Annotated in this window: 25 protein-coding genes; 18 read left to right on the top strand and 7 right to left on the bottom strand. The window is 49.5% G+C overall.

What is annotated here, in order from left to right:
• Positions 1-8: 8 nt before the first annotated feature.
• The 4 genes from AK95_RS12100 to AK95_RS12115 form a co-directional block, all read right to left on the bottom strand.
• On the bottom strand, positions 9-857 hold the full coding sequence (locus tag AK95_RS12100) for a DUF4097 family beta strand repeat-containing protein (protein ID WP_162487570.1): 849 nt from the start codon (positions 855-857) through the stop codon (positions 9-11).
• Complete coding sequence (locus AK95_RS12105) at positions 854-1,414, bottom strand: DUF1700 domain-containing protein (protein ID WP_071220201.1); 561 nt, start codon at positions 1,412-1,414, stop codon at positions 854-856. The genes AK95_RS12100 and AK95_RS12105 overlap by 4 nt, the downstream gene beginning before the upstream one ends.
• Entirely contained in the window at positions 1,407-1,736 is a 330-nt protein-coding gene (locus AK95_RS12110; RefSeq protein ID WP_071220202.1) for a PadR family transcriptional regulator, read from the bottom strand. The genes AK95_RS12105 and AK95_RS12110 overlap by 8 nt, the downstream gene beginning before the upstream one ends.
• Positions 1,737-2,175: 439 nt before the next feature.
• Complete coding sequence (locus tag AK95_RS12115; protein WP_006211206.1) at positions 2,176-2,415, bottom strand: hypothetical protein; 240 nt, start codon at positions 2,413-2,415, stop codon at positions 2,176-2,178.
• Positions 2,416-2,780: 365 nt separating this feature from the next.
• On the opposite strand from AK95_RS12115, the gene AK95_RS12120 reads away from it, so the two are divergent.
• The 10 genes from AK95_RS12120 to AK95_RS12165 all read left to right on the top strand — a co-directional run bounded on the left by AK95_RS12120 (position 2,781) and on the right by AK95_RS12165 (position 14,308).
• Entirely contained in the window at positions 2,781-3,092 is a 312-nt protein-coding gene (locus AK95_RS12120; RefSeq protein WP_071220203.1) for a hypothetical protein, read from the top strand.
• An 89-nt stretch (positions 3,093-3,181) separates the two neighbouring features.
• On the top strand, positions 3,182-7,171 hold the full coding sequence (gene essC / locus AK95_RS12125) for a type VII secretion protein EssC (protein ID WP_071220204.1): 3,990 nt from the start codon (positions 3,182-3,184) through the stop codon (positions 7,169-7,171).
• 16 nt (positions 7,172-7,187) lie between these two features.
• Positions 7,188-7,994, top strand: coding sequence for a hypothetical protein (locus tag AK95_RS12130; protein WP_071220205.1), 807 nt, complete (start codon positions 7,188-7,190; stop codon positions 7,992-7,994).
• A 27-nt stretch (positions 7,995-8,021) separates the two neighbouring features.
• Positions 8,022-8,534, top strand: a complete 513-nt coding sequence (locus tag AK95_RS12135) for a WXG100 family type VII secretion target (RefSeq protein WP_071220206.1) — start codon at positions 8,022-8,024, stop codon at positions 8,532-8,534.
• 157 nt (positions 8,535-8,691) lie between these two features.
• The gene (locus AK95_RS12140; protein WP_006211202.1) at positions 8,692-8,967 is read left to right on the top strand and encodes a WXG100 family type VII secretion target; all 276 of its coding nucleotides are present in this window, start codon (positions 8,692-8,694) and stop codon (positions 8,965-8,967) included.
• A gap of 158 nt (positions 8,968-9,125) precedes the next feature.
• Entirely contained in the window at positions 9,126-11,207 is a 2,082-nt protein-coding gene (locus AK95_RS12145) for a hypothetical protein (protein WP_071220488.1), read from the top strand.
• 43 nt (positions 11,208-11,250) lie between these two features.
• Entirely contained in the window at positions 11,251-12,003 is a 753-nt protein-coding gene (locus AK95_RS12150; RefSeq protein ID WP_071220489.1) for a vWA domain-containing protein, read from the top strand.
• 13 nt (positions 12,004-12,016) lie between these two features.
• Entirely contained in the window at positions 12,017-12,859 is an 843-nt protein-coding gene (locus AK95_RS12155) for a hypothetical protein (protein WP_071220207.1), read from the top strand.
• A 161-nt stretch (positions 12,860-13,020) separates the two neighbouring features.
• A complete protein-coding gene (locus tag AK95_RS12160; RefSeq protein WP_071220208.1) occupies positions 13,021-13,818 on the top strand; it encodes an SDR family oxidoreductase in 798 nt (265 codons plus the stop codon).
• A gap of 109 nt (positions 13,819-13,927) precedes the next feature.
• A complete protein-coding gene (locus tag AK95_RS12165) occupies positions 13,928-14,308 on the top strand; it encodes a DnaJ family domain-containing protein (protein ID WP_071220209.1) in 381 nt (126 codons plus the stop codon).
• 120 nt (positions 14,309-14,428) lie between these two features.
• On the opposite strand, the gene gluQRS is transcribed toward AK95_RS12165, so the two are convergent.
• On the bottom strand, positions 14,429-15,406 hold the full coding sequence (gene gluQRS / locus AK95_RS12170; protein WP_071220210.1) for a tRNA glutamyl-Q(34) synthetase GluQRS: 978 nt from the start codon (positions 15,404-15,406) through the stop codon (positions 14,429-14,431).
• 180 nt (positions 15,407-15,586) lie between these two features.
• Here gluQRS and hrpB point away from each other — a divergent pair, with 180 nt between their 5' ends.
• The 7 genes from hrpB (at position 15,587) to AK95_RS12205 (ending at position 23,978) form a co-directional block, all read left to right on the top strand.
• On the top strand, positions 15,587-18,097 hold the full coding sequence (hrpB, locus tag AK95_RS12175; protein WP_071220211.1) for an ATP-dependent helicase HrpB: 2,511 nt from the start codon (positions 15,587-15,589) through the stop codon (positions 18,095-18,097).
• Positions 18,098-18,175: 78 nt separating this feature from the next.
• Positions 18,176-18,727: a general stress protein gene (locus AK95_RS12180; RefSeq protein WP_071220212.1), complete on the top strand. Its 552-nt coding sequence runs from the start codon at positions 18,176-18,178 to the stop codon at positions 18,725-18,727.
• A 230-nt stretch (positions 18,728-18,957) separates the two neighbouring features.
• Complete coding sequence (locus tag AK95_RS12185) at positions 18,958-20,154, top strand: acyltransferase (RefSeq protein WP_071220213.1); 1,197 nt, start codon at positions 18,958-18,960, stop codon at positions 20,152-20,154.
• Positions 20,155-20,461: 307 nt separating this feature from the next.
• A complete protein-coding gene (locus tag AK95_RS12190; RefSeq protein ID WP_071220214.1) occupies positions 20,462-20,821 on the top strand; it encodes a replication termination protein in 360 nt (119 codons plus the stop codon).
• 43 nt (positions 20,822-20,864) lie between these two features.
• Positions 20,865-21,869 carry a Gfo/Idh/MocA family protein gene (locus tag AK95_RS12195; RefSeq protein WP_071220215.1) on the top strand — a complete coding sequence of 335 codons (1,005 nt, stop codon included), beginning with the start codon at positions 20,865-20,867 and terminating at the stop codon, positions 21,867-21,869.
• 189 nt (positions 21,870-22,058) lie between these two features.
• Positions 22,059-23,336, top strand: coding sequence for an MFS transporter (locus tag AK95_RS12200; protein ID WP_071220216.1), 1,278 nt, complete (start codon positions 22,059-22,061; stop codon positions 23,334-23,336).
• A gap of 81 nt (positions 23,337-23,417) precedes the next feature.
• Positions 23,418-23,978, top strand: coding sequence for a winged helix-turn-helix domain-containing protein (locus tag AK95_RS12205; protein WP_071220217.1), 561 nt, complete (start codon positions 23,418-23,420; stop codon positions 23,976-23,978).
• A 66-nt stretch (positions 23,979-24,044) separates the two neighbouring features.
• Here the strand turns inward: AK95_RS12205 and AK95_RS12210 are convergent, their stop codons facing one another.
• A complete protein-coding gene (locus AK95_RS12210) occupies positions 24,045-24,608 on the bottom strand; it encodes a TraR/DksA C4-type zinc finger protein (RefSeq protein ID WP_071220218.1) in 564 nt (187 codons plus the stop codon).
• A gap of 236 nt (positions 24,609-24,844) precedes the next feature.
• Between AK95_RS12210 and AK95_RS12215 the strand changes: the two genes are divergently transcribed.
• Positions 24,845-25,222, top strand: a complete 378-nt coding sequence (locus AK95_RS12215; protein ID WP_071220219.1) for a DivIVA domain-containing protein — start codon at positions 24,845-24,847, stop codon at positions 25,220-25,222.
• Between the two features lie 62 nt (positions 25,223-25,284).
• Here the strand turns inward: AK95_RS12215 and AK95_RS12220 are convergent, their stop codons facing one another.
• Positions 25,285-25,851 carry a cupin domain-containing protein gene (locus tag AK95_RS12220; protein WP_074961832.1) on the bottom strand — a complete coding sequence of 189 codons (567 nt, stop codon included), beginning with the start codon at positions 25,849-25,851 and terminating at the stop codon, positions 25,285-25,287.
• Positions 25,852-25,895: the final 44 nt, after the last annotated feature.

Below are 25,895 nucleotides of genomic sequence, written 5' to 3' on the forward strand. Positions count from 1 at the left end.
ACAACGTCTCAATGTACGATATCGATATTACCGGAGTACGTTTCCACTTGGATGGTATCGGTTGTTTCTTTCAGTGACTCCGGCGCCGAGACGGATCCCGACAGTGTCTTAAGGTCATAGAAACCGCGGAATGACGGGTCAGGCTGCACTTTTACGTTGCCGGATCTGCACAGGATATTAACCGATGAAACGCCAAGCAAACCTGCGTTTACGTTACCGGAGGTGACCTCGATGTCCAAGGGACCTTCCATATTTTTCAGCACGACATTTCCCGAATGATTGACGAGCCGGGTGGATGCCCGAATGTCAGAACCGCGAATACTTCCCGAAATGTTCTCAACGCTTAACTGCTCGGCTTGTATTCCGCTCATGTTAATGCTGCCTGACTTCACGGAGATGTCAACCACCTTGGAGGAAGCTCCGCTTACCTGGATGTTATCGGAGATGGTCGACAAATCGAGTTCGTCCAGTTGCGTGCTTGATGGAAGCACGATGGTCAGTGTTCCTTTTGGTGAACGAAAGTCCACACTCATCAACTGGAAAGTAGAAGGTGTAGTCAGATCCAATTCCACCTCAGGGCCTGATGGATTAAAGTTTTTAAGAATATCGACATGCTCCGGTTTTAATTTGCCGTCAAACGCGATATATCCGTTCGAATCGCCGCTGTCCTCAAACGCGAAGCTGATATTCATATTGCTGGCAATCGTTAATTTCTTCAAATTTACGGCATCCTGAAGATCCCATCGATTTTGATAGCTGACAAGCTCTTCACCGAATTTAAACTTGTTCGCAGCCATGCCGACGATTCCTACCAATATAAGTGCGATTGCTAAACTGAACAACCATTTTCTGTTCACTGTGCGTCACGTCCCTTCAATAAACGCGTATTCCATCTGGAGTACCTCAAGGTTAACGATAACAACCCAACCATGGCTGAGCGTGTGGCATATCCGAGGAAGATGCCGATTCCGATCAAAGAAATGGATAAGAATAATTTGGCCGGATAAAACGTTCCGTTTACGATATAGTCAAGCAGAACGAGCACCGGGCTCAGCAAGGTTGCCAGGGCACCCAGAGCAATAGCGACGCCTCCGGACCATAATGCCGCAAGGAAGGGGACCGCCACCAATGCACAGAAGAACAAACCGACTCCTACTGCATATTTTCCAAAAGAAGACGGTCTTCGGATCGCTGCGGGAGCAGGCATATCCATATCCACATACCGGTCGCCTAACGCTTCCTTTGCCATTTCAAAAGGATCTCCCAGTTCACGGGCGATTTCCTCTTCAGTTCGTCCATTCTGCATGCCAATGACAAAATGGGACGCCACATCATGAATGAATTCCCGCCGTTCGTCGGGAGGAAGCGCGGCAAGACGCGATTCCAAAATTGCAATAAACTGTTTTTTAGTCATACAAATTTCCTTCCTCTATCAGATTGGTCACATTGCCCACAAAAGCTTGCCATTCCTTTACCAAGGCTCTCATATAAATCACTCCGCTGGGCGTCAGCTTATAATATTTACGGGGCGGACCCTCGGTCGATTCCTGGAGATATGTCGTACAATAGCCTTCATTAACAAGTCGGCGAAGGAGAGGGTACAACGCCCCTTCGGCTACCTCAATATGCCTCGATACCGCTTGAGCCAACTCGTAGCCATACTGGTCCTTGCGATGGATTAACACAAGCACGCAGAGTTCAAGAACGCCTTTTTTGAATTGAATACTAACATTCATACGGCAGATACCTCCTTTCATAAGTCCATGTTCATGCTGTAAACATGAGGTAGTGATTAATATTCAGTAGTGGTCTACAATAAGATATCACTAAGTACTGATTAATGCAAGGTACTGAATATAAAATGGGTTATTACCAGAGCATCGTCGAATCATAAGAAGCTTTGTGGAACGTAAGAAAGTCTCGTTTAATCTTGAAAAGGTGCGGTTAATAGAAGTTATCAGAACATAGGGTCGTTTTTCCAAGATATGAATGGAGGGATGAACAGTATGTCCATCGATCGGTTTATATTAAAAAAATTGGACAGTTGCCAGGAGATCACAACGCGGAGAAATCTCGTAAAATTGTTTCAAATCCGAATTCAGAGAGCGCAGATAGCCCAGGATCGTCATTACGGGTTATAATGGAGTTAAACAAAAAAAGGGCTATCCCTCTTTTTTAAAAGAGAGATAGCGCAAGAGAGTCGTTTTCGCTTTTGCTGTGAAGAATTGCCTCGGATCCCTCGATTTCAATGCTGATCAGGGAGTTGAGGCATTTTTGCAGCGCCTTTTTGCCGGTTTGAATTTTATGGTCAAGCGCGCTGGTTAGCAGTTTTAATACTTTCTGTACCGGCTGCTTGCTATCCGTTGTAAAGTATACGGGAACCGGCTTATTTTGGAACATGATAAGTGTTTTCATATCAATCACCTCACGAAAGATTTTTCATGATATTTGCATTATAAATTGCCAATCTTAAAATAACCTTAAATTCATAGAATTAATCAGCATCATTTTTCAGAGCGTGACATTTTTGTGAACGGCGTTATTATACCGACGAAAAACCCGGATTTACCCTATAATCAATATATAAATAGTCCCTCAGGACTAACAAACCCGCATGAAAAATAGGAAATAGGAAATATGACACAAATTGACAGAACTGACCCTGGGATGATATTATTACAATAATGTAACTATTTTTTGTAACTATTGAAATAGGTGATTGGACTTTGCATATGGAATTAACATAAGGATTACCATGTTTGGGAAGGCAGGTTGACTAGATGATACTCACCGTGATCAGCGGTCGAAATGAAGATGATTGGTTTGATATCGACGTACCCGATGAGTGCTCCATTGAACGGTTGAATGAGCTGCTGGGGCTACGTCTTTTTCGTGAACCCTCGGGTGAAGGGATTCAATATATATTAGAAGCAAAGTTCCCGGAGGGCTTGTGGTTTACGGTAGGCGGCCATTCTAACCTTGTTGAAGCGGGACTTAGGGAAGGCTCTTATATTCGTTTGCAACGGGCATTCTCAACAACCACCGAGGAAGCTCCTGTCTATGGCAGAAGATCGTTGTTTCAAGAAAGCTGAGATTGGGTAAGTAACCCATTGGTTTTGAATGAAACAGCCAAATACATAATTGTACATTTCAGATGCTCTGGATTAGGAGGAAGTGACTTATGAACGTGTTGTACCAACGTTCGCCGCGTATTAGACCGGCTTTACCGAATGAAGACATGGAGATTCTGAGACCGCCGTCCGAGCCGAGCAAACCGTCGTTTTCGATGATTGCCATCATTATCCCGATTATTATGACGGCTGCGACGGTTGGTTTCTATGTTTATATGAACGTAAGCGGCAAAATGGGGAATCCCAACTACATGATGTTCCAGATGCTCTCCGTCTTTATGATGCTGACATCCTACACGCTGCCGTTCTTCATGTATTTAAGCAACAAGAAGACCTATCAGAAGAATCTGGCCGAACGTAATCAGAAGTACCGGGCACAGCTTGATCTGCATCGGGAAGAACTGAAGGAGCGGCAGGAGGATCAGGTACACATTCTGTTTGAAATCCATGGCGATCCGGACGTGTGTTACAACGTCGTGAAGAACCGTAGCAGCAGCTTATGGGAACGCTCCCCGGAAGATAAGGACTTTCTGGAGATTTGCGTGGGCAAGGGAGAGGTTCCGTTTTACATTAACGTAAAGCCTCCCCGCGCGGATGGGTATGACAAGGACCCTTTGATCGAAGCAGCTGAATTGCTGTCTTCCGAATTTCAGTCCGTCGACGACGCATCGATTGCGCTGCCGTTATTCGAATCCAAGGTCATAGGGATCGTAGGCGGAAGGGAGCGCGTATTAAATATGCTGCGCGTAATGATGGCCCAAACGGCGGTGCGGCACTCACCCGATGAAGTGAAGATCGCCGCGTTCTACGAAGAGAAAGAAGCGAGCGAGTGGCAATGGCTGCGCTGGCTCCCACATACGTGGGATGATGATCGATCCAGCCGCTATCTTGCGGATCGACGGAGCAATGCCCATCAGCTTGCCGATGAAATATTTACTCACCTATACCGGCGTAAAAATAATCGCGCCGAGCATGGGAAGAAATCGATTGAGACACCGGCATACGTGGTGATTTTATCCGCTAGCCAATTAATCGAGGAAGAACCGCTGCTGCCTCTGTTGATGGAAGATGCCGAAGCGACCGATGCGGTTACCATCATCTTGTCCGACCGCAAGGAAAGCTTGCCGATGCACTGCCAGCTTATTGTTGAGGTTGACCGGGAGCAGGCGGCGTATACGATTAAGAAAGCAGATGGCACGGTCTCCAAGCAAACTTTCCAATCCCATCATATTAGCAGGGAGCAAATTGAAGCCTTGGCCCGATACATGGCGCCGATCCGGCTGAAACGATCCTCTGCGTCGGATATCCCAAGCGTTTTGGCACTCTTCGAGATGATGGATATTCAAAAAATCAACGATTTGGATGTACACAGACGCTGGCAGCAGAACCGATATCCGGATTCATTACCCGTTCCGATGGGGGTCCGGGCGGGCGGAAAGAAGATTAATTTGAATCTTCATGATAAAATAGAGCGTCAAGGTCATGGACCGCACGGTCTGATTGCGGGAACGACCGGTTCCGGGAAAAGTGAGGTTATTCAATCCATTGTTGCCTCCCTGGCATCCGAATTCCACCCTCATGACCTGGCATTTATGCTTATTGATTACAAGGGCGGCGGCATGTCGAACACGTTTGTCAATTTGCCGCACGTTGTAGGAACCATAACGAACCTGGATAACAATCTAATCGAGCGCGCGAAGGTGTCGCTGAAAGCCGAGCTGGTCCGCCGCCAGAAAATATTGAACGATGCGGGAAATCTGCAGCATATCGACGAGTACTACAAGCTGCTGCGCAATCGGCATGGCGAACCGCTTCCGCATCTCGTTATTATCATTGATGAATTTGCACAGCTGAAGAAAGACCAACCGGAATTCATGGATGAATTGATTAGCATTGCCGCTATTGGACGAACACTCGGAGTCCACCTGATTCTTGCGACTCAGAAGCCGGCAGGCGTCGTGGACGATAAAATTTGGAGTAATTCGCGCTTTCGGATCTGCCTTCGGGTACAAAGCGAGGGCGATAGCCGTGATATGCTGAAGATTCCGAATGCAGCCTGGATTAACAAGCCCGGACGAGGCTATTTTCAGGTGGGCAGTGATGAAGTGTTTGAAGAAATGCAATTTGCCTGGAGCGGCGCTCCTTACATTGAAGAGAAGGATACGCCTGGCGCAGTGGTTATTCGCGAGGTGCGAATCAACGGGAAGAGTGAGCCTCTGCTTGCATCTAATCCTTCCCTGGGAGCGCATCTGGAGGTACCCAAACAGCTCCAGGTGTTTATCGACCATGTAGCGGAAGTTGCCGAAGAGCAAGGAATCGAACGGCTACAGGGGCCTTGGCTTCCACCGCTTCCGGAGAGCTTGGATCTGGAGAGCATTCAGTCCGGGACCGAGCTGCAGAAGCAGGAGCTGTTCGGCGATTCGGCGCTTGTGTCCTACGTTGGGATGGTTGATGATCTGCCAAACCAATGCCAGAAGCCGTTGATGCTTAATCTCGAGCAAGGCCACTGGGCCGTGTACGGCATGCCCGGACTTGGAAAGACCACCTTTATTCAAACGATGCTGATGTCGTTAGCCAGTCGGTACACCCCGGACTTTTGGCATGGGTATATAGTGGATATGGGCCGAATGATGCGGGACTTTACAGGGCTGCCTCATATCGGAGGAGTCATGACGGCGGAGGAAGAGGATCGCATCAAGCGCCTGTTCCGTTTTCTGACGAAAACGGCGGCGACTCGCAAGGACATGATTGCCGAAGCGGGTGTGAAGACTGTTGCATCCTATCGCCGGGGCAACACAGAACCCGTTCCGCAACTGGTCGTGGTTATTGACGGTTATCTGAATTTCCGGAACTCCTATCCGGATGAGAATGATATGCTTGAATACCTGCTGCGAGAAGGCGGCAGTCTGGGAATAACGTTTGTCATTACGGCGAACCGGATTTCGGATATGTTCGAGAAGGTTCGAAGCAACATTTCGCAAGCAGTGTCGTACGAACTGGCCGATCCTGCTGATTACTACTATGCGGTAGGGCGTCCAACAAGAGCTCCCAGCCAGCTTCCTCCGGGAAGAGGTCTGGTCAAGGGGCAGGTGCCGCCGCTTGAATTTCAGACGGCCTTGCCGGCTTCAGGCCAGGAAGAGGGGGACCGCTCCGCAGCGCTCCGCGATATGATTCGCACTCACCGGGCAGCGTGGCACGGGGAGGAAGCGCCGCGGATTGAGTCACTGCCGGACAAGATTCCGCTTCATCAACTGCTGAAGGTACAAAAGCCTTACGAAACAGCAGGTATGGCGAAGTATCGGGTTCCTGTCGGGGTGGCTACGGACGATCTGACTCCTTTTGCTATCAATTTGGAGGATGGGCCGCATTTTATTGTGGCGAGTCCGATGGAAGGCGGTAAAACGTCATTCCTTCTTAGCTGGATGTTATCACTTGCATATCATACATCGCCGGATGAGCTGGAAATCTATACGGTAGATACGCGCTATGGAAGCAGCGGTCTGAGTCGGATGAATCATCTTCCGCATGTCCGTGGACATGCGGAGAATGAGGAAGACCTGGCTCCGCTCATTTCAGGTCTTTATGAACGGGTTCAAACCCGGTCGAAAGACAGTGAAGACCCGACGATCCTGCTTATGATTGATGACGCTGACGTGCTTAGCAAGCAGCTTTCCGATTTCACCTTGAAAGACCAGCTGTCAGCCATCGTCAGACAGGGGAGGGATCGCCGGGTACACGTTATCGTTGCCGGTGTGCCGGCCGATTTCCCGACGTATGGCGTCGATTGGTTTACTGATATCAAGGCTGCACAAAACGGATTTTTATTCGGAACATTGGATTCCAACGATTTATCGTTCTTCAGAATTCCTTTTTCCGAATCTGCTAATAGTCCTGGAGGACTAAAAATACTCCCGCCAGGACAGGGGTACTACGTAAAACGCAAATTTTCCAGAATAAAAGGCGCAGTTCCGTTTGATGACGAATGGAACGCCCAAAGATGGGTCACAGAAATTCGCGACCGATGGCATGTTGTAGTTTGAGGGGAGGTGGCTCATAATGTTGACAATTCATGCTTCCAAACAAGAAACGATCACGCTGAATGACAAGGAATTTTTCTTCTTGGCTGGAATTATCGGATCGGACCGATTACTTGGTGTTGAAGATCCTTTTGTAGGATACTTAACGGAAGAAATCGCGGTTGAGTGGGAGAAAACCAAACAATCGCTCCTAAGCAAGCAATATTTGATTCAAGAGGAAGGCGGGGAATTGTCGATTCCACCCGAGGTCTTCTCAAGAGTGGCTATTGCCGGACTTGCGGAACGTGCGTGCTGGTTGAAATATGAAAATCAGGATTCGGCGTTTGAAGGATATCTGCATGTTACTGACGAACGGGTAATACAAGTATGCAGAAGCGGCGAAGACAACCGATGTTACCTGCTAAGCGAACTTGGCACGATCGAACAAACCTGCGATCAACTGGTGCAGGATCTGGCCCTAAGCGACCAAAACTGGGGGGATATTCCGGCACTGCTCCTTAGCCGGAAAGAATTCGGAGATATTTACACCTCCGTTTCCGAACAGAACAGCGATGATATCGGCGATCGCTTGGCCAGGTTGACGGATGATGCGGAAGGTTCCATCGCTTTAGCGAAATGTATGAAAAACAAGGTGTCTTCGGGGGAACTCCAGCTGTCGATTTGGAACGGAAACAGCTGGGAAAGTCAAAATGCAGCATTTATAGTGAACGAGTCCATGAATTGGCTGCTGCGTATGAGCCTGGAGGGAGACCAGGACTGGTTAACCGCAGCGCCAGCGACCAAAGAGCAGTTTCGTCATATGCTACTCATGTGGCTGAAACAGTAACAGAGCCTGTATGAAAGGTGAGGACCAATGCGTATTTCTGTCGAGCCGGAGTCTCTCCGGACGTTAAGCCGTCAGCTGCAGCATAGTGGCGATGAATATTTAGCGATTACGAGAACGCTCAACCAAGCTATGGAATCACTCGTTTGGGAGACGTCTCTCAAAGCGGCGGTTATTGATGAGTGGCAGTCTGCCCGGAGTCTTGGAGAGCATCTGGGAGCTCTTCTTGCTCAGCTGGGCAAGCATCTTCAAAGCAAAGCCGATCAATTTCAAGAAACGGATCATCAGTACCATACGATTTTGGAGCATGCCATCGTAAGTACAGTATCACCGACGGCTCTGTTTGCCGCTTCCGGCATGGAGGGGCGCTCATCCATATTACCGGAATATGGCAATTCATCGACGGTTATATCGAACCCGAGTTCGGTAGCCGCTGCCGTGGGCATGACCAGTGGAGACAACGGGGATTCGGCTAAACAAGCCGCGTTAGCCGGGCAAAGCTGGACCTTTACCGATCCGTCTTCGTTTGGCATTGCCAACTAAATCCCTATTCCTTTCGGGAAAATCGGGATGGTAAATGTTTCAAATTGGGACGTATAGGGTAACTGGAAATTAGGTCTGAGGACGCTTTGATAAACTGAGGCTCATGGGCTAAGATGTCAAGTGTCACCAGAAAACGAATTTCTAGGAGGTTACATAAATGGCAGGACGTATTTTAATTACGCCAGAACAAGTTGAACAAGTAGCAAACCAATTTAAACAGAGCGGTGATCAAAGTCAGCAAATCGTTAACAGCCTGACTCAATCGATCAACGGCATGGAAGGTCAATGGGATGGTATGACGAAGCAGCGCTTTTTCCAGGAATTCCAGGAAGCAAGCCGCTTGATGAACTCCTTCGTTCAAACGCTTGACAGCATCAGCAATGAGCTGAAAGCGATCGCTCAGAAATTCCGTATGGCTGACGAATCCCGTTAATATCCATTCGGAGACTTTTGCTTTATAATAGTTTAATAGGCAGAATAAACCGGGTGGTAGACAACCCGGTTTTCTTGCAATTTTGGATGTTTAGAATATAACCATGTGGTTAATAGAGTTATATAGTTAGGTAACGGAGTTAAGAGAGGATGACGTTCATGACATTTCAGCCAAACCCGGGCGATGGGATTGTTGTAAATGGAACGGCTTATACAGTGGGGCAGCATCCCGCAGCGCCAGGCGTAGCCTATGCCCAAGCTGGGCGTCAGGGAATCGTCTACCAGTTGATTCCTGTGGACGGGGAACTGCATGAAGCCAAAGCACTAAAGGTATTTTTTCCTAAGTTCAGAATTCCGGCTATGGTGTATCAATCCGAACATATGGGGAATTATCGCGAGATACCGGGTTTGCAGGTAAGCAGTCGAGAGGTGCTCACTCCCGAAAGAAACGGAGATTTGATAGCGGAATATCCGGATTTGCTCTACGCGGTCATCATGCCATGGATTCATGGATGTACTTGGTTTGACGTTATAAGCGATCAGCGTAATCTGGGACGTTCTGATAGTCTGATGCTTGCCAAGGCATTGGCAGCCATCGGCTCAAGCATGGAGCAGCGCGGATTAGCCCACTGTGACCTGTCTGCGCCTAATGTCATGCTTCCGTTTTTTTCGGAAGTGAAGCTGCCGGAAGGCGCTGCCGCCGTTGAGCTTGTCGATGTGGAGCAGATGTACAGCCCCAAAATGGATCGGCCTGATGTTTTGCTTGCTGGCTCTCCTGGATATGCGGCTCATCGTACGGTGCATAGCGGGTTATGGAGTTCATATGCCGATCGTTTCGCAGGTGCTGTTATCATTGCGGAAATGCTGGGATGGAGCGATCCGGCTATCGTGAATCGGGCATGGGGCGAAAGCTATTTTGATCAGCATGAAATGCAGACCCCGTGCGAGCGTTATTTTTTACTGAAAAAATCGCTGGGTCAGCGTTGGGGCACACGGATTGCGGATCTGTTTGGCAGAACCTGGGACAGTCAGGATTTGAGCAGCTGCCCTACCTTTGGTGAGTGGCTGATTGCTTTATCATCCTTGAGTGAAGAAGAAGTAGTCGAGGAAGCCCAAGCTCCTGTAGCCGCTGCTGCTGCCCATGATGATAAGGCTGATGAAGCCCGTTCTGAAACCGTCCAAGAGGTGCCGGCTGAAATTATGGCATCGCTTGGCATAGAGCCGGGCACCCGAGAGGTCAACGACAATGTGGTTGGACGCTTGTTTCATCAAGCCCGTGATCTGGAGGATGCGGGTAATCTTTCCGGCGCGTTGGAAATATTCCGCTCCGCGTATCATTTCGTAAAGAAGGACAGTCCGCTTGAAGTGGAGCTTGCCGCGGCTATACAGGGGCTCGAAGAGCAGCTGCGTCCAGCTGAAGAATCATCCAACAAAGGCATAAAAGCGCTGTTGTTATCCCGTAAATTCATGCTCTCAACCGCTGCGGCCATCGTCATATTGGCAGGTTCTGCGATTACGGTGAATCAGATTCTGGCGGAGAAGGCAGAGAGCCGTCAGTTGGATGCTCAGAAATTAGCCGAGCAGCAAGCGCAGGAGAAGGAAGAAGCAGCGCGTAAGCAAGAGGAAGAAGCACGGAGGCAGCAGGAAGAGGCTGCCCAGAAAGAGGCAGAGGCTAAGAAAGCGGAAGAGGAGCGCAAGAAGGCTGAGGAGGCCAAAAAGGCTCAAGAAGCTGAGCAGGCACTGAAGGAACAGGAGAAAGCTGAGCTTCAGGCCAAGTATGAGAAGCAGGCGAAGTATGAAGCTTATCTGGCATCACTTGAAGAGAAGAAAAAGAAGCAGGCATTGCAAGAGAAATATGATAATCAGGCCAAGTATGAGGCGTACTTAGCTCAGCTGGAAGAGAAGAAGAACAGGCAGGCACAGGAAGAGGCGGCGGCTAGGGAAGCTGCCAAGGCGGAGGCGGAGCGCCAGGCGCGAGCCAGAGCTGCCCAACAAGCCCAAGCCGCAGCGCTTCAGAAACAGCGTTCCCAAAACGTTGTAGAACTGGTTGCCTTATACAATAAAGCGTATAATGCGCAGGTAGCCGGGAACAAAGACCGTGCTAAGAACGCCGCACGTGAATTCATACAGTTATATAACAAGGATAAGGCCTATTATAAAACCGTTGGTAAAATGAGCAGCCGCCTTAGCAATCTGCAGCAATTCATAAGTGACGACAGCCACTGGATACCTAAACTGTAAGGAAGTAAACATGACGAAAATGCAGGGGTGAATGTTATTCACGATGAACTATACCATTCAAGCATCACAGCGCACGCCAGCGCTTATTATATATCTGATTGATATCAGCGCGTCCATGAACATGCTGATGGAGGACCGGAGGCGGATCGATGTCGTTTACGAGGCCTTGTCCCTGGCCATTCGGCAAATGGTATTTCGGTCCACGAAGGGCAATCGGCTGACGCCTAGATACCGGATTGCCATCCTTGCTTACAGCGATGATGTCTATGATTTGTTAAACGGGATTAAGGGCATTGACGAAATTGCGGCGATCGGATCGCTTCCGGATTTAACGCCGAAGCGTTTCTCCGATTCGGCGAAAGCGTTCCTGCAGGCCGAGAAAATCCTGCAGTCGGAGATTCCGAACATGCAGGATTGCCCTGCCCCGCTTGTGTGCCATATGACGGATGGCGTGGCTACGGGGGAGGATCCGGAACCGATTGCCCGCCGCATCATGAACATGAGTGTTCCGGACGGCAACGTGCTTGTGGAGAATATATTCATATCCGATCATCTGATGAACCAGCCGATATCCGAACCGCGCCGCTGGAAAGGGATTTTGGCCGATACTTCGCTTGAGGATGAACACGCGCGCAAACTTAAAATGATGTCTTCCGTTCTTCCCGAAAGTTATCGAGAAATGCTGGTTGAGGCGGATTATCAACTGAGCCCGGGAGCTTTGATGATGCTTCCAGGCACTTGCTCTGAGCTGGTGTCCATCGGGTTTCAGATGTCAGCTGCCACGCCGGTAAGGTAAGAGGGTCACAAAGATGAAGCGATCATACGCAAGAAGCATGGAATCGTTGGGAATTCGTAAACGGAAGGCTCAGGCAGCATCGTTTTATTACGAGAGCAAGCAGACCGTGGAAGAACCGGTTACGAAGATTAAAGATTTGTTCACATGTCGTTATGCGTATGGCAGAGCGGCAGAATCTGTCATGCTCTCCGAGATGGGTCAGGATTTCATTGCTTTGAAGATGAATGAAGATGTGTGCCATTTTGTATTGTGCGATGGTGTCGGATTGAGTTATCGGGGCGATGTGGCCTCACGTCTGCTTGGCCAAGGGTTAATGAATTGGCTGGAGACGGTTGAGGAACTCACGACCGCATCGCTTGAACGCAGACTGAAGGAGCTTACGCAGGAAGCCGATCGGGAAATGCGGACTCATTCCCTGAGTTCCGAAACGCCCAAGCTGCTTCGCGAAGTGCTGGAAGAGAAGCAGCGCAAGGGAAGCGAAGCTATGTATATTTGCGGCCGCATAGAGCTCTCCTCGGGTTTTCGCCGCAAAGGAAGATTGTGGCTCGCCTGGCAGGGTGACTCCAGGGTACGCTTGTGGCGTAAGGAAGACGAGATTACCTCGGTATTCGGAGATCGTTTCCGGACGTCGGAACGTTGGTCTTCCCGTAGTGGTCCGATCGGAGGCAGTCCTCATGTGTTTTCGTGCAAATTAGATCCGGAGACCGAATATCGGCTTCAGTTATACAGCGATGGGCTCAACGATCTGGATCCGATGAAGGAGCCGATTCCTGATGAGCAAGTGCAAGTATTAATGAATGCTCGCCATACAGACGGTCTGGAAGATGACGCTTCGTTTCTGGAGATTGTATGGTAGGTTTCTAATAATGTAAGATTATGGTAAACAATGGTCGGACCCAAGAGGTCCGGCTTTTTTGTGCAAAAAATTAGAAATCATGATTATAAAACAACTCCTTTTGGGTAATCTTGTGACAGATGAACGCATAACGGATTACGATAATAAGGAGCGTGTTGATAATGAATGAAGGACACGGACGTTTTCATGGGAGAACAGCGATCATTACCGGAGCCGGATCAGGCATAGGGAAGGCAGCCGCCATTCAGCTGGCGAAGGAAGGCGCAAATGTTGCTTTATTCGATCTGTTGGATGACCGAACGAATAAAGCGGAATCGGAGATCAACTTGATTCGCGAAGGTTCCGCCAGAGCCTTTGACGTAGATACTACAGATCCTGACCGGGTGGAGAAGGCGGTCCTCGAAACGGTGGAGATTTTTGGCGGTGTTGATATTGTATTCGCCAATGCAGGGATTAATGGCGTGATGACGCCAATTGACGAAATGAAGCTGGAGGAATGGACCAAGACGCTGAACGTAAATTTGAACGGGACGTTTCTGACGGTCAAATATGCGATTCCGCACCTCAAGAAAAGGGGGCAGGGCAGCATTATCATTACCAGCTCCGTCAATGGTACCCGAACCTTCTCCAACTTTGGGATGAGCGCATACAGCACAACCAAAGCGGGACAGGTGGCTTTTGCGAAGATGGCTGCGCTGGAGCTGGCGAAATTCAAGATTAGGGTTAATGTCATCTGCCCCGGCGCCATATCCACCAACATTGATCAAAGCACGAAGAAGCAGGGAGATCTGGAAGAGATCGTGATTCCGGTTGAATATCCTGAAGGGAGCCAGCCGCTGTCTGATGGACCGGGTACGCCTGAAGAGGTCGCGGATTTGGTGGCGTTTCTCGCTTCCGATCAATCAAGACATATTACAGGGGCACAAATCTTCATAGATGGAGCCGAATCCCTGTTGTAAATGAGATCGGGAGAGTTCTCGACAGTTTCCTGCATTCAGAACTTGGAATATAAACTGCGCTGCTATATGATGAAGAGGACAAAGGGAAAAAGGAGGAGGCTGTGTAATCATGAGCATCTTTTCCAGATTGGCTGAGCAGAAGATCGAAGAAGCGATCCGCAACGGAGAGCTCGATCATATGCCATATGCCGGAAAGAAACTTCCGATCGACGATCTTTCGCACATTCCGGAGGATCTGAGAATGTCTTATCGCATCATGAAAAATGCGGGTTATGTCCCTGAAGAAGTTACGCTTCGCAAGAAATGCGTTCAGCTGTATGACTTGCTCGGTGCTGCCCGCAGCGACGGTGAGCAGGAGCAGCTTCAACGCAAGCTTAATGAAAAGCGTCTAAAACTGCAATTGCTGATGGAACAGCGCGGGCTTAGCGGCAATAGCGCGTTTACGCAGTATGAGTCCAAAGTTAGGGAACGATTAACCCATGAGAAATAACAGAACAGCGCCAGCCTTTCTTCTCTTAGAGGATGAAAGTGCTGGCGCTGCTTGTTTATCAGGATACGAAGGAAATGAAATTTAATAACGCTTATGAATCCCTTATTTCGATGCGTGCATCTAGGATTCAAACAGCTGATTTTTGACATGATCCGTCATTTTGATCGGGACAGAAGATACTTTCGATAAGTCAAACACAGGAATTAAATCGACAGGTCGAACGGGTTCCGGATTGTCCAGGAGACCGGCGGTCCAAGCGAGCCAGCCGATGATGCGCTCGGGCAGGATGCCCTGGCCGCGAAGAAAGGAGAGGCTAAGCCCGCGGGTCCTCTTGGCGAGCCTTCTGCCTTCCGCATCGACCATTAGCGGGGTATGTGCAAACTGTGGCGGCTGATAGCCTAACGCATGGTATAAGAGCAGCTGACGTGGCGTGGAGTCCAGTAGATCGGCTCCTCGGAGTACATGGGTTATGCCCATTAAAGCATCATCCACAACCACCGCGAGTTGATATGAGATGATATCGTCAGCCCTGCGAACCACAAAGTCTCCTCCGTCAGATAGTCGATGGCACTGCACCCCGGCGATGCCGTCGACGAAGGAAACGATGTCTTCCGGTACCTTCATCCGCAGCGAAGGCTTCTTATGAAGCTCTCGAAGCGCCGCTTCCTCTCGAGTCAAGTCTCTACAAGTTCCCGGATAACGGAGGCCTTCCGATGCAATGCCGTGCGGTGCGCTGGCTGCGGCCGTAATATCGGCCCGACTGCAATAGCAGGGGTACAGGTTATTGGCTTCCTGCAGCTTGGTGATTTCCCGCTCATATAACGCTTGGCGCGCCGCCTGATGATAGGGTCCGTAGTCTCCGGCAACACCGGGACCTTCATCCCAATCCAAGCCGAGCCATTCCAGATCTCTCATAATCTCGACGGCAAGCTCCTGCCGGGAACGCTGGACATCGATATCTTCTATACGGAGTATATACTGTCCGTTCATACTCCTCATTTGCAGCCATCCAAGTAAAGCGGTCAACGCATTGCCGATGTGCATCTTTCCTGATGGCGTAGGGGCAAAGCGGCCGCGAAATGTGGCATGCTGCTCCATACATTTCACCTTCCGACTACATGAATCTTGATGTTGACATGGGAATGATGTTCCTATTGTATCGCAATTATATCGATACTTTCCAGCCGTGGCGACAAGCAGCTCCCCTTGACGTACATCGGCTGTTTTATATAATTAAGGGATTATATTGATATTTGATAGGATAACGGAGATGTATCCATGACTGAATTACCGATTCACCGAATACTTCCACAATTGAAAATGGCTTTATCTGCTGGAACCCGTGCGGTTTTGATCGCTGAACCGGGGGCGGGTAAGACAACCCAGGTGCCCTTGGCACTTCTGAATGAACCGTGGCTGGAAGACAAGCGGATCATCATGCTCGAGCCCAGAAGAATTGCAGCTCGCTCGGCTGCGAGTTATATGGCATCCTCTTTGGGAGAGGCCGTTGGTGAGACGATCGGATATCGCGTCCGAATGGACAGCAAGATCGGTCAGAACACTCGGATCGAAGTTGTGACGGAAGGCATCATGACGCGTATGCTGCAGGATGATCCGGAATTAACCGGCATCGGTATGATTATATTTGACGAATTTCATGAACGGAATTTGCAGGCTGATACCGGCCTGGCTTTTGCGATGGAATCCCAGTCGGTGCTGCGGGAAGATTTAAGGCTGCTCGTCATGTCTGCTACCCTAGAGGCTGAGCCAGTCGCGAAGCTTCTTGGCGACGCACCGGTCATCGTTAGCGAAGGGCGTGCTTTTCCAGTGTCTACTCACTATTTGCGCTCATTCTCTCTTGACGAGCTGCATAAAGGTGCAGCGAATGCCATCACGCGCGCGCTCTCCGAACAGGAAGGCGATATCCTTGTATTCTTGCCGGGTGCCCGCGAAATCAGGAGAACCGCTAATGAATTATTAAGAATAGGTTTAAGCCAAGATGTCGTCATTCGGGAATTGTACAGCGCGCTTCCGGCAGACAAGCAGGACGAAGCGATCAGACGCGATTCGAACGGCAGGCGTAAAATTGTACTCTCCACAAGCATTGCCGAGAGCAGTATTACCATTGAGGGGATCAAGACGGTTGTTGACAGCGGTTATATGCGCACGGAGGTGTTCTCGCCCAGAACCGGACTGCCGCAATTGATTACGAGACGGTTATCCAGGGCATCCGCGGATCAGAGAAGGGGAAGGGCCGGGCGCGTATCGGCTGGTGTATGTTATCGCTTATGGAGCGAGGAAGAGCATCGTCATCTGTCGGAAAGCACCATTCCGGCGATCCGCGAATCCGATTTGACGCCGCTGGCCTTGGAATTGGCGGTATGGGGAACGCGTGACCCGGAGGAGCTTGCTTGGCTTGATGCGCCGCCCCGACTAGCTCTTGCGCAAGGACAAGCGTTATTGAAGCAGCTGTCGGCTCTGGACGATTCAGGCAGTATCACACAGCATGGCCGAGCGATGGCGCTTCTTGGGCTTCATCCGAGGCTCGCTCACATGCTGCTGAAAGCACAAGAAATAGGTGAAACATCGCTGGCTATCCGAATTGCTGTACTGCTTCAAGAGCGTGACATCATGAGCAGAGGTGAAGCCATCAGGGATCAGGATTTGCGCTCACGTGTGGAGCGGCTTCTCTTGATTGAACGACAAGGTCAGCGATCGGCTGAACAAGACATGACAAATGAAGCCGTGCTGCAGCGGATGAAACAAGAGATCAGAAAACTGCATGCACAGCTGAATATTGCATATACGACTAGCGGGGACTTGAATCTCTGCGGCCTTTTGCTGTCGTTCGCCTATCCGGATCGGATCGCGAAGAACAGGGGAGGAACCGGTTTTTTGATGCGCAGCGGCAGAGGCGTGAAATTGGTGTCGGTTCAGCCAATGAGCCGCGCACCGTATATTGTGGTCGCTGCCGTTGATGATCAAGGCCCGGACGGGAATGTTCAGCTTGCTTCTGAAATGGATGAATTATGGCTCGATAAGTATTACCATGACGAGATGGAACAGCATAAAGAGGTTGTATGGGATTCAGCTTCCGGCAGCATCAGGGCGAGACTGAAGCTGATGCTTGGAGCCCTCGTTATCAAGGAACAAGCCTATTCGAATCCGACAGGAGAGGAAATAGCGGAAGCCATTCTGCAAGGGATCAGGTTGGAGGGTCTTGGATTGCTGCAGTGGAGCAAGGCGGCATTGCAGCTGAGAGAACGACTGGCCTTCATGTTCCGGCATGATCCCGAGGGGGAATGGCCTGATGTTTCGGACGAAGGCTTGCTGAATCAGGCGGAGGAGTGGCTGCTCCCATACTTGGAAGGGCTGCGGAATCGAAATGATATGAGACGACTTGCTCCGGGAACGCTCTTGGAGCATATGCTGAGCTGGGAGCAAAAGCAGAAGCTTCAGAAGGAAGCGCCGACTCATATTAGGGTCCCGAGCGGGTCCTTGATCCCAGTTAACTACAATGACCCTGAACAACCGTTCCTAGCCGTTCGACTGCAGGAGATGTTCGGACTTCAGGATACGCCGCGAATTGCTGGCGGACGGGTTGCGTTGACCTTACATTTGCTGTCGCCGGCTCAAAGGCCCGTTCAGGTTACCTCGGACCTGTCCAGTTTCTGGCGCAGCGGCTATTTCGAGGTGAAAAAAGACTTAAAGGGAAGATATCCTAAGCATTATTGGCCTGATGATCCCACGGAGGCGACTGCAACCCATCGGACTCGCCCCAAGGCTTAACACGGCAGCGTCACGTTTAATTTCCCCCTCCGTCGGGTAATGTTAATTATGAACGACCACCGATGAGGAGGGTTTATCATGGAGAAGAAAATTGTTGGAGTATTCCGTTCGGAACAGGAAGCAGCCCAAGCAATCGAGCAGCTTCAGCGGCATGGGATTCCGAACGAGGCCATTTCCATTATAGCGAAGGATCAACGCGAAGCAGACATGATAGCCGAGCAGACGGGGACGCTGGCGCCTGAAGGGGTAGCTGCAGGCGCAGCAACAGGCGGCATTCTAGGAGGTACGGCAGGTTTGCTGGCAGGACTCGGGGCTTTGGCTATTCCCGGCATCGGCCCGATACTTGCCGCAGGACCTATAGCGGCGACGCTCGCCGGCGCAGCAGTCGGTGCGGGAGCCGGGGGGCTGGTCGGTGGTTTTGTCGGCCTTGGCATCCCGGAAGATGAGGCAAAAGAATACGAATCCTATATAGAGCAAGGACGGATTCTGGTGCTGGTGGACGCCGATCAAGAAAACACAGGCATCTACGATATATTCCGCGATAATGATTACAGAAACGAGGGCCGTGCGGGAGCAGTTGATCTGGAACGGGACGACACGCTTCCGCCGCGCGGCACTACGCTGCTGTAAGGAAAACAAAACCCGGTTCCGATGGGAACCGGGTTTTTTAATAGAGATCAATCGCATTCTGTCTTGGGTAAAGGTACGATCGACAGGTGTGTTTCTTGATACATAGCCCAATAGAACGTACTTAATAGTGCTGGTAACATCAGAATCAGTAAATAATTGGATTACCCGATCAGGGGCAGTGTCCCTTACAATGAGGTGTGCGCACGAAGTCAGACGAAGGGGGGAGCAGTATGCCCAAAGAAAGAATACCGGAAATCGAGCGCTTACGGGGAATTGCATTTCTAGCCGTGGTCTTGCAGCACTCCATCGCACATTATTCGGTCGCGCCGGGAATGACGACAGGTGATGGTTTGATGATGGCAGTTCTTCTGATGGCGACGAAATTTGCTGTACCCGTCTTTATTTTTATTACAGGCATGGTGCTGTTTTATAACGATAAAGGTCAGCTGCATTACGGAAGGTTCATCAAGAGGCGTTTTGGCGACATCTACGTTCCGTTTGCTGTATGGACCTTGATTACTTTATTAATCAATCATAGGTTTAATCCTGCTGTCATTGAGGATTGGAAATATCTTGGAGAAGTATGGCTAACCGGGAAATCGAGCTCGCATTTTTGGTACATCATTATGCTGTTTCAATTCTATCTGCTGTACCCGTTGTTCCGCTCCGCTATACTAGGAATCAAAGAAAGATGGGGCTGGCAGACGCAGCTTACGATATTGATCTTATCCGGACTATTGTACGTGGGTTTGACAGGAATGATTAACGATATTGGCCAATGGATGGGGAGCTTGAATATCCCGGTATGGAGTGAGCTGTTCACAACCTACGCAGATCGGAACGCACTTTATTACTTCTTCTATTTTGCGCTGGGGGCGGCAGCCGGTTTATACCATGACTCTTGGAAAAAATGGATTCAAAAGGCACGGCCGGTCATATGGCTGGTCTTCGCATTTTTGTTCGGATGGATGCTCATGCAAGCCGTCCATGAAATCCGTTTTGCTGCGAATGGCGCGATTACGTTCTATTCCTTATCGCTGCTTGGCCCGATGATGGCACTTTTCCTGATTAGCTCTATATTGGTCATGTACGATGTGGCCGGCTGGATATGTCGTCATGCCGGAGCGGGTGCGAATGCGCTTTTGTCCTCCATGGGGCTCTATTCCTATGGTGCTTACCTGATGCATCTATTGACACTGCGTATAAGCTATGCAGTCGATGAATCTTTGCTGATCAGCATGCACCCTCTGGTTCGGATCCTCTCTTCATGGATTATCAGCGTGGCCGTGGCTTATGGTGCCACTCGCATGCTAGCCAAGCTGCCGTTCGGGAAGTGGCTTGTCGGAATCGCGGGAGCAGGAAAAAGCCGCGGGGTTCGCCCATACGGCAAATCGCGACCAAGCACAGACACGTCCGCCGGAATGTGAAGAAATTAAACCCACCCTTCAGGGTGGGTTTTTTGTTTGAAACAATCTGAACGAGCCACGCCAACAACCCATAAAACAGCAGATGAAAAATCATATACTATATAATTTCATCATATGAAAAATTCACAATAGAATAAAAGCTGACGTTATTGCATCACATTTATTCAATTAACACCCGACCACGTTTCAATCTACACCTTCTTGGTTTAAAAAGAGGGGGATACTTCCTATTGTGCAAACTGGGAAACTGTGGGTTATAATTAGGTATATTATGGGACAAGTAGCTCGTGAAGGAGGAGGCGTCCAGATGGCATTTATGATCGCCCAGCGTGCTTTTATCAAAGTGTATCTCATTACCATGGTGGAGCAGCAGCGCGGATATGGATATCAGATGCTGGAAGAACTGCGGCAAGAATTCAAGAGCCATGGGTACTCACCGCCGCAAAGCGAAATTTACCGGGCTTTGCATGAGCTGGTGCAGGAGGGTGTGTTATACCGTACCAAGCAGCTGAAAGGGAATGATCCGCGGGTCGATTTTCAAGAAATCGTTCTTTACCATTTTACCGATGACGGTGCGGAGAAAGCCAAACTCTACAAAAAACAGGTTAAAACAGATTTGGATCGGTGTTTAGGGATCCTTCATAAAGCCGTAAACGATAATTTTTAGCAAAATAATCTGAATGGAATGCAGCCAAAGGAGGAATGACCTCGTGAGCAAGAAACTGCGCTTTGGAATTATGAGTACTGCTCGGATTGCAAGAAATTCAATGATACCAGGCATATTGAAATCGGAACGCTGTGAGGTCGGGGCGGTTGCTAGCCGCAACGCAGAAAAAGCAAGTGAGCTCGCCGAGCGATATCATATCGGGAAATACTATGGTTCTTATGACGAGCTTCTGGAGGATCCGGACATTGATGCGGTATATATTCCTTTGCCGAATCACCTTCATAAACCTTGGACCATCAAAGCCGCACAGGCCGGCAAGCATATCTTATGCGAGAAACCGGCAGCCCTGACCGAAGCGGATGTCCGTGAAATGGCTGAGGTTGCTAAAGCACACAACGTGCTTTTTGCGGAAGCCTTTATGTACCGATATCATCCGAAACACGCGCGTGTACGCGAAATCATCGAAAGCGGCGAAATCGGGCAGCTTCGCGGGATTCACGGATCGTTCACCTTCAACAATGCGGAGGATAAAAGCAATGTCCGTTACAGCAAGGACATGGGCGGAGGCTCAATCTATGACGTGGGATGCTATCCCATCTCGGCGGCGCGAATGATTTATGGGCAGGAGCCCAAGGCAGTAACGGCCCATGCTTTTTTCTCTGAGGAGCATGACGGCGTGGACATGATGGTCCACGGGATGGTGGAATTTGAAGATGGATTGGGGCTTACGTTTGAGTGCGGGATGTGGACCTATTCCAAATGCTCTTTAGAGATTGCAGGTACCGATGGCAGGATTGAGCTTCCTTCAGCTTTTGGATGGGAGAGGATGGAGGACATGGCCCAGATCTGCGTTCATACGGCCAGGGGCTCCCGCGAGGAGAAGGTAGGGATTTATAACCACTTTGCACTGCAAGCGGATGCTATGGCAGCGGCCGTAATGGACGGCACGCCGCTGCCCTATGGTCCGGAAGATGCCATCAGCAATATCAGGGCCATTGAAGCATGCCTTCAAGCAGCCAGATCCTCATCGCGAGTGATCATTAAATAAAGAAGCAACTCTGTCATCGTTAGATCGAATAAATCGCCCTGTTGGCGATTTATTTTTTTTGCCTATTGCATTCCTCTTCGAAATCATTAAAATAAACTTAACGATAAAATAATTTTAACGTAATTATTATTTTAACGCACTGAAAAAGTTTAATGTTGTTATCCATTTAACGAAGAGGAGAAGGAAACCATGCAAAATGCCGCTGTTTTGGAAAAGCAAGGCTTTGGTCAGCTCTTGAAAATCCGCCCCTACCTGATTTATTTATCTGCCCAGGTCATTACCCGATTCGGGGACTCCCTGGACTCCATCGCTTACAGCTGGATGGTCTATATGCTCACAGGTTCTGAACTATTAATGGGTACATTGTTCGCCTTTAACTTTCTGCCTGGATTGCTGTTCAGTTTGTTTACCGGGACCTATGTCGATCGCTGGCCGAAGAAACTGGTGCTTGCCTTAACCTATCTCAGCCGCGGCATTGTGGTTTCGCTAACGGCCTTTCTGTATGCTGTGGGGTCTCTAGAAGTATGGCATTTGTTCCTGTTCACGTTTCTAAATTCAACCATGGAATGCTTCTCCAGACCCGCCGAGACTTCCATTGTCCCCCGGTTGCTTCCCAAGGATAAACTGCTCGCAGGCAATTCCTTCTCAACTTCCGTAAGTCGGAGCGCTGAATTAATCGGTTTATCCATCGCTGGTGCTCTCATCGCTTTGGTCGGAATTTCGGGGACGATCCTGATCGATGCCGTAACGTTTCTCATTGCTGCCACCATTATCGCGTTTATGCCGAATCCGGAGGCAGCCGAACAGGCTGAAGCCAAGGAAGCCTCCGCACGGCCTACGACAGAGACGACGAGAACGGTGTTCGGCGATATTAAAGAGGCTCTTCTTTTTGTTAAGCAGCATACGCTGCTCCTCATAACAACGGTGCTCGCCATGATCAACAATTTCTGTTTGGCACCGCTGAATGTACTGCAGCCGGTCTACGTTAAAGAGACCTTGGGTGCCGGAGCCGGAGGTCTGAGCGTACTGGGAACGGCCCTCCTGATCGGCATGATTTGCAGCGGGCTATGGATTGGACGTTACGGGAACAGCTTCAAAAAGAGCACCTTGATCATGTCAGGATCTATCCTGCTCGGAATCGGTTATTTTGCGTTAGGGATTCCAGGACATCTGCCGGCATGGCGGGTGGAGTCTGCAGCGTTCTGCATGTTCATTACCGGTTTTGCCGTCTCTATGCTTACCGCACCTATCTCGACGTATCTGATGGAAGTAACGCCGAGGCATATGCTCGGCAGAATAGGTGCCCTTATGACGGTAGCTTGCACAGCTGCCATTCCTGTGGGGAGTTTGATTACTGGATTTGTAGCGGAGCATTACTCCCCTCCCATTCTGTTTTCGATCATGGGATTCATCATGATGCTCCCCTTGATATTCCTCATTCGGAAGAAGAGTTTCCGTGCCATTTAAATCCTCAGCGTTTTGTAATTTCGACATTCTCGGCCTATAATGAAAAGAAGTGAAAAATAACATGAAGCTGAGGTGTACGGTGTGGAAACGAAGGAACTGACTACACTGGAAGAGATCAAAATATATTCAGATCCATATCGGCTCCAGATTTTGAATGTATTGAATAAGATGGACCGTCCGGCAACGGTAAAGGAAGTCGCGGACAAGATCGGGGATGTGCCGGCTAAAGTTCATTATCATATGAAGAAGCTGGAGCGAATCGGACTGGTCAAGATCGTATCCACGAAAGAGATCAACGGTATCATCGCTAAATATTATGAACCTTTTGTCGGTACGGTAAAGATCAAACGAGGGGCAGATTCCGACGAGCCGGTCATCAAGGAATTAATTCGATCCGAAACGAACAAATTGTTATCTGAGTTGTTTGACCAGAATAGAGACCGTTTCTTCAAAAATATGAGTCAAGAGGGCGAAACGACCTCCATGTTGACTAATACCACCTTGTATATGAGCGAAGATGAAGCGCGCGAGTTTTTTGTTGAGCTGGATAAAATGCTGACCCCTTATAAAAAGAAACGCGGGGAAGGTTACGACGAATATGAGTTTTTTGCTTCCAATGTTCGGACTCGTAAAGAATCCTGATCACGGAAAACAAGCTGGTACCTAACGTGCAGGTACCAGCTTTCCCTTCTATTTTGCTGTACTGGATCATACATTCTTCTTATAATCGTCTTGTCCGGGTTTAATGGACATGCCGGGCGACGTCGACGTTCCGTAATCTTCAACGGCATCCCACGCGCCTGCGTCATCAAATTTGCCGTCGGCCGCTTGGCGGTTGACGCCAGCTCCGGAGGGGGGCGGTGTCATGACATCCTCTTCTACCGGCCGGTTGTTGTTGATATCTTTCCGCGGTGCATGTTCGAGACAATGTGCCGTATATGGCAAAGCTTCCAGCCGCTCATACGGAATTTCCAGGCCGCACACGGCACAGGTTCCGTATTCGCCCTGGTCCATTCGCTGCAAGGCAGAATGGATTTGCTCCAATTCATGCTCTAGGGTTCCCTGGATGGCCAGATCACGCTCGCGTTCGAATACCTCAGTCCCTACATCTGCAGGATGGTTATCGGCAGCACTCAGCTCCCCTGTAGATTCCCGTAGAGAGTAATCCCTGTTGGTTTCATCGCGGGACTCCAGCTGCTCTTCCAATCGTTCTTTATCACTGAGCAACCGCTGTTTAAGTTCGTTGTATTGTTGTTTTGTCATCGTTGTCATAGAAAAGTCGCTCCTCTCTGGGTTGAGTACGTAATATAGCTTCTTATGTACAATCAATACCCGAAATGGATTGGTAACAATCACATGAACCATGGGAACGGCAGCCTCTCGTTTTTGGAACATTCTCCAAAAAAGCCCCGGAGTGTTTTAATCCCAGTGCTTAATATGATATAAACAAAGATAGAGAGAGAAGGCTGAAAAAGTAGGGCTGCACCAATATTTGGAGGTAAATCATTATGGATGAACACATGAAACGCCGATTGGATAAACAGAAAAAGCTATTTCGGCAACTAGGCATTCAACTGGACGCTTTGTCTATCCATGAAAAGAATTTTTCGAATAAACTGCGGGGTTATGATCAGGAGGAAGTGGATTCCTTTCTGGACGAAGTGATTCAAGATTATGAGCGGTTTTATGCCACCATCTCCGATCTTATGGATAAATGGCAGGAGCAGCAGATCACCATTCGCGATCTCAGGGCTGGCGTTAAGCCAGAGGCAGAACGTCCGGCGCTGAACCCGGAAGAGATTGAAGAAACGGTGGCGAAGCTGGAAGCCGACCTGCGTACCCTTAAGAAACAGATCCGCCCTGAACAAAGATTTTATATTGATTGATGTTATACGATCGAAATCATTACATAAAAAGCATCTCTACAACAATAACCACACATGGCCGATCACCGGCTGCGTGTGGTTTTGTTGTTTGGATGCCCGGTTATGAGTAAGGGTGGGGCCGGCAGAGGTCCGCCTGAAACGTCGCTCTCCGTCATTTTATGTAACGGGACAGGTGTTATAAGCGCCTTCGAATGAGGTTTCATGTTCAGGCCATTGCATTGCAGCGCTTCACTTCCCATGAGCGTATTAGCCCAGACTGGCGCAATGTCCATTTGATGTGGGTGCTCGGTGTTATAGATCAACAGCAAGATCGTTCCAGGGGTTAGCGCAGTTACCCAGTGACACCAACCAATGGGAGCGTGAACCACCTGACCGGGTACTACCTGATATACAAGATTCTGATGAGTGTCCGGATCAATTAGGGAATAACTGATTTCACCGTGAATGACATAACACAATTCGTCCGTGTCCGGGTGGCTATGGGGAGAGAGACCCTTACCGCGTTCAAGATGGGTTTCTGACATCATCATGCCTTGCAGAAGGGGCAGCTCCAGCGACGACACATTCGCAACTCCGTGGCCCGCTAAACGCTCTGCCTGTTTCCTGGAATGATAAACATGCCTTGTCAATGCAGTATCCCCGCAAGCGCGCTTAAGGTCATCATATAAGGTAC

Source organism: Paenibacillus sp. LC231, from assembly GCF_001860525.1.
GTDB lineage: Bacteria > Bacillota > Bacilli > Paenibacillales > Paenibacillaceae > Paenibacillus_AQ.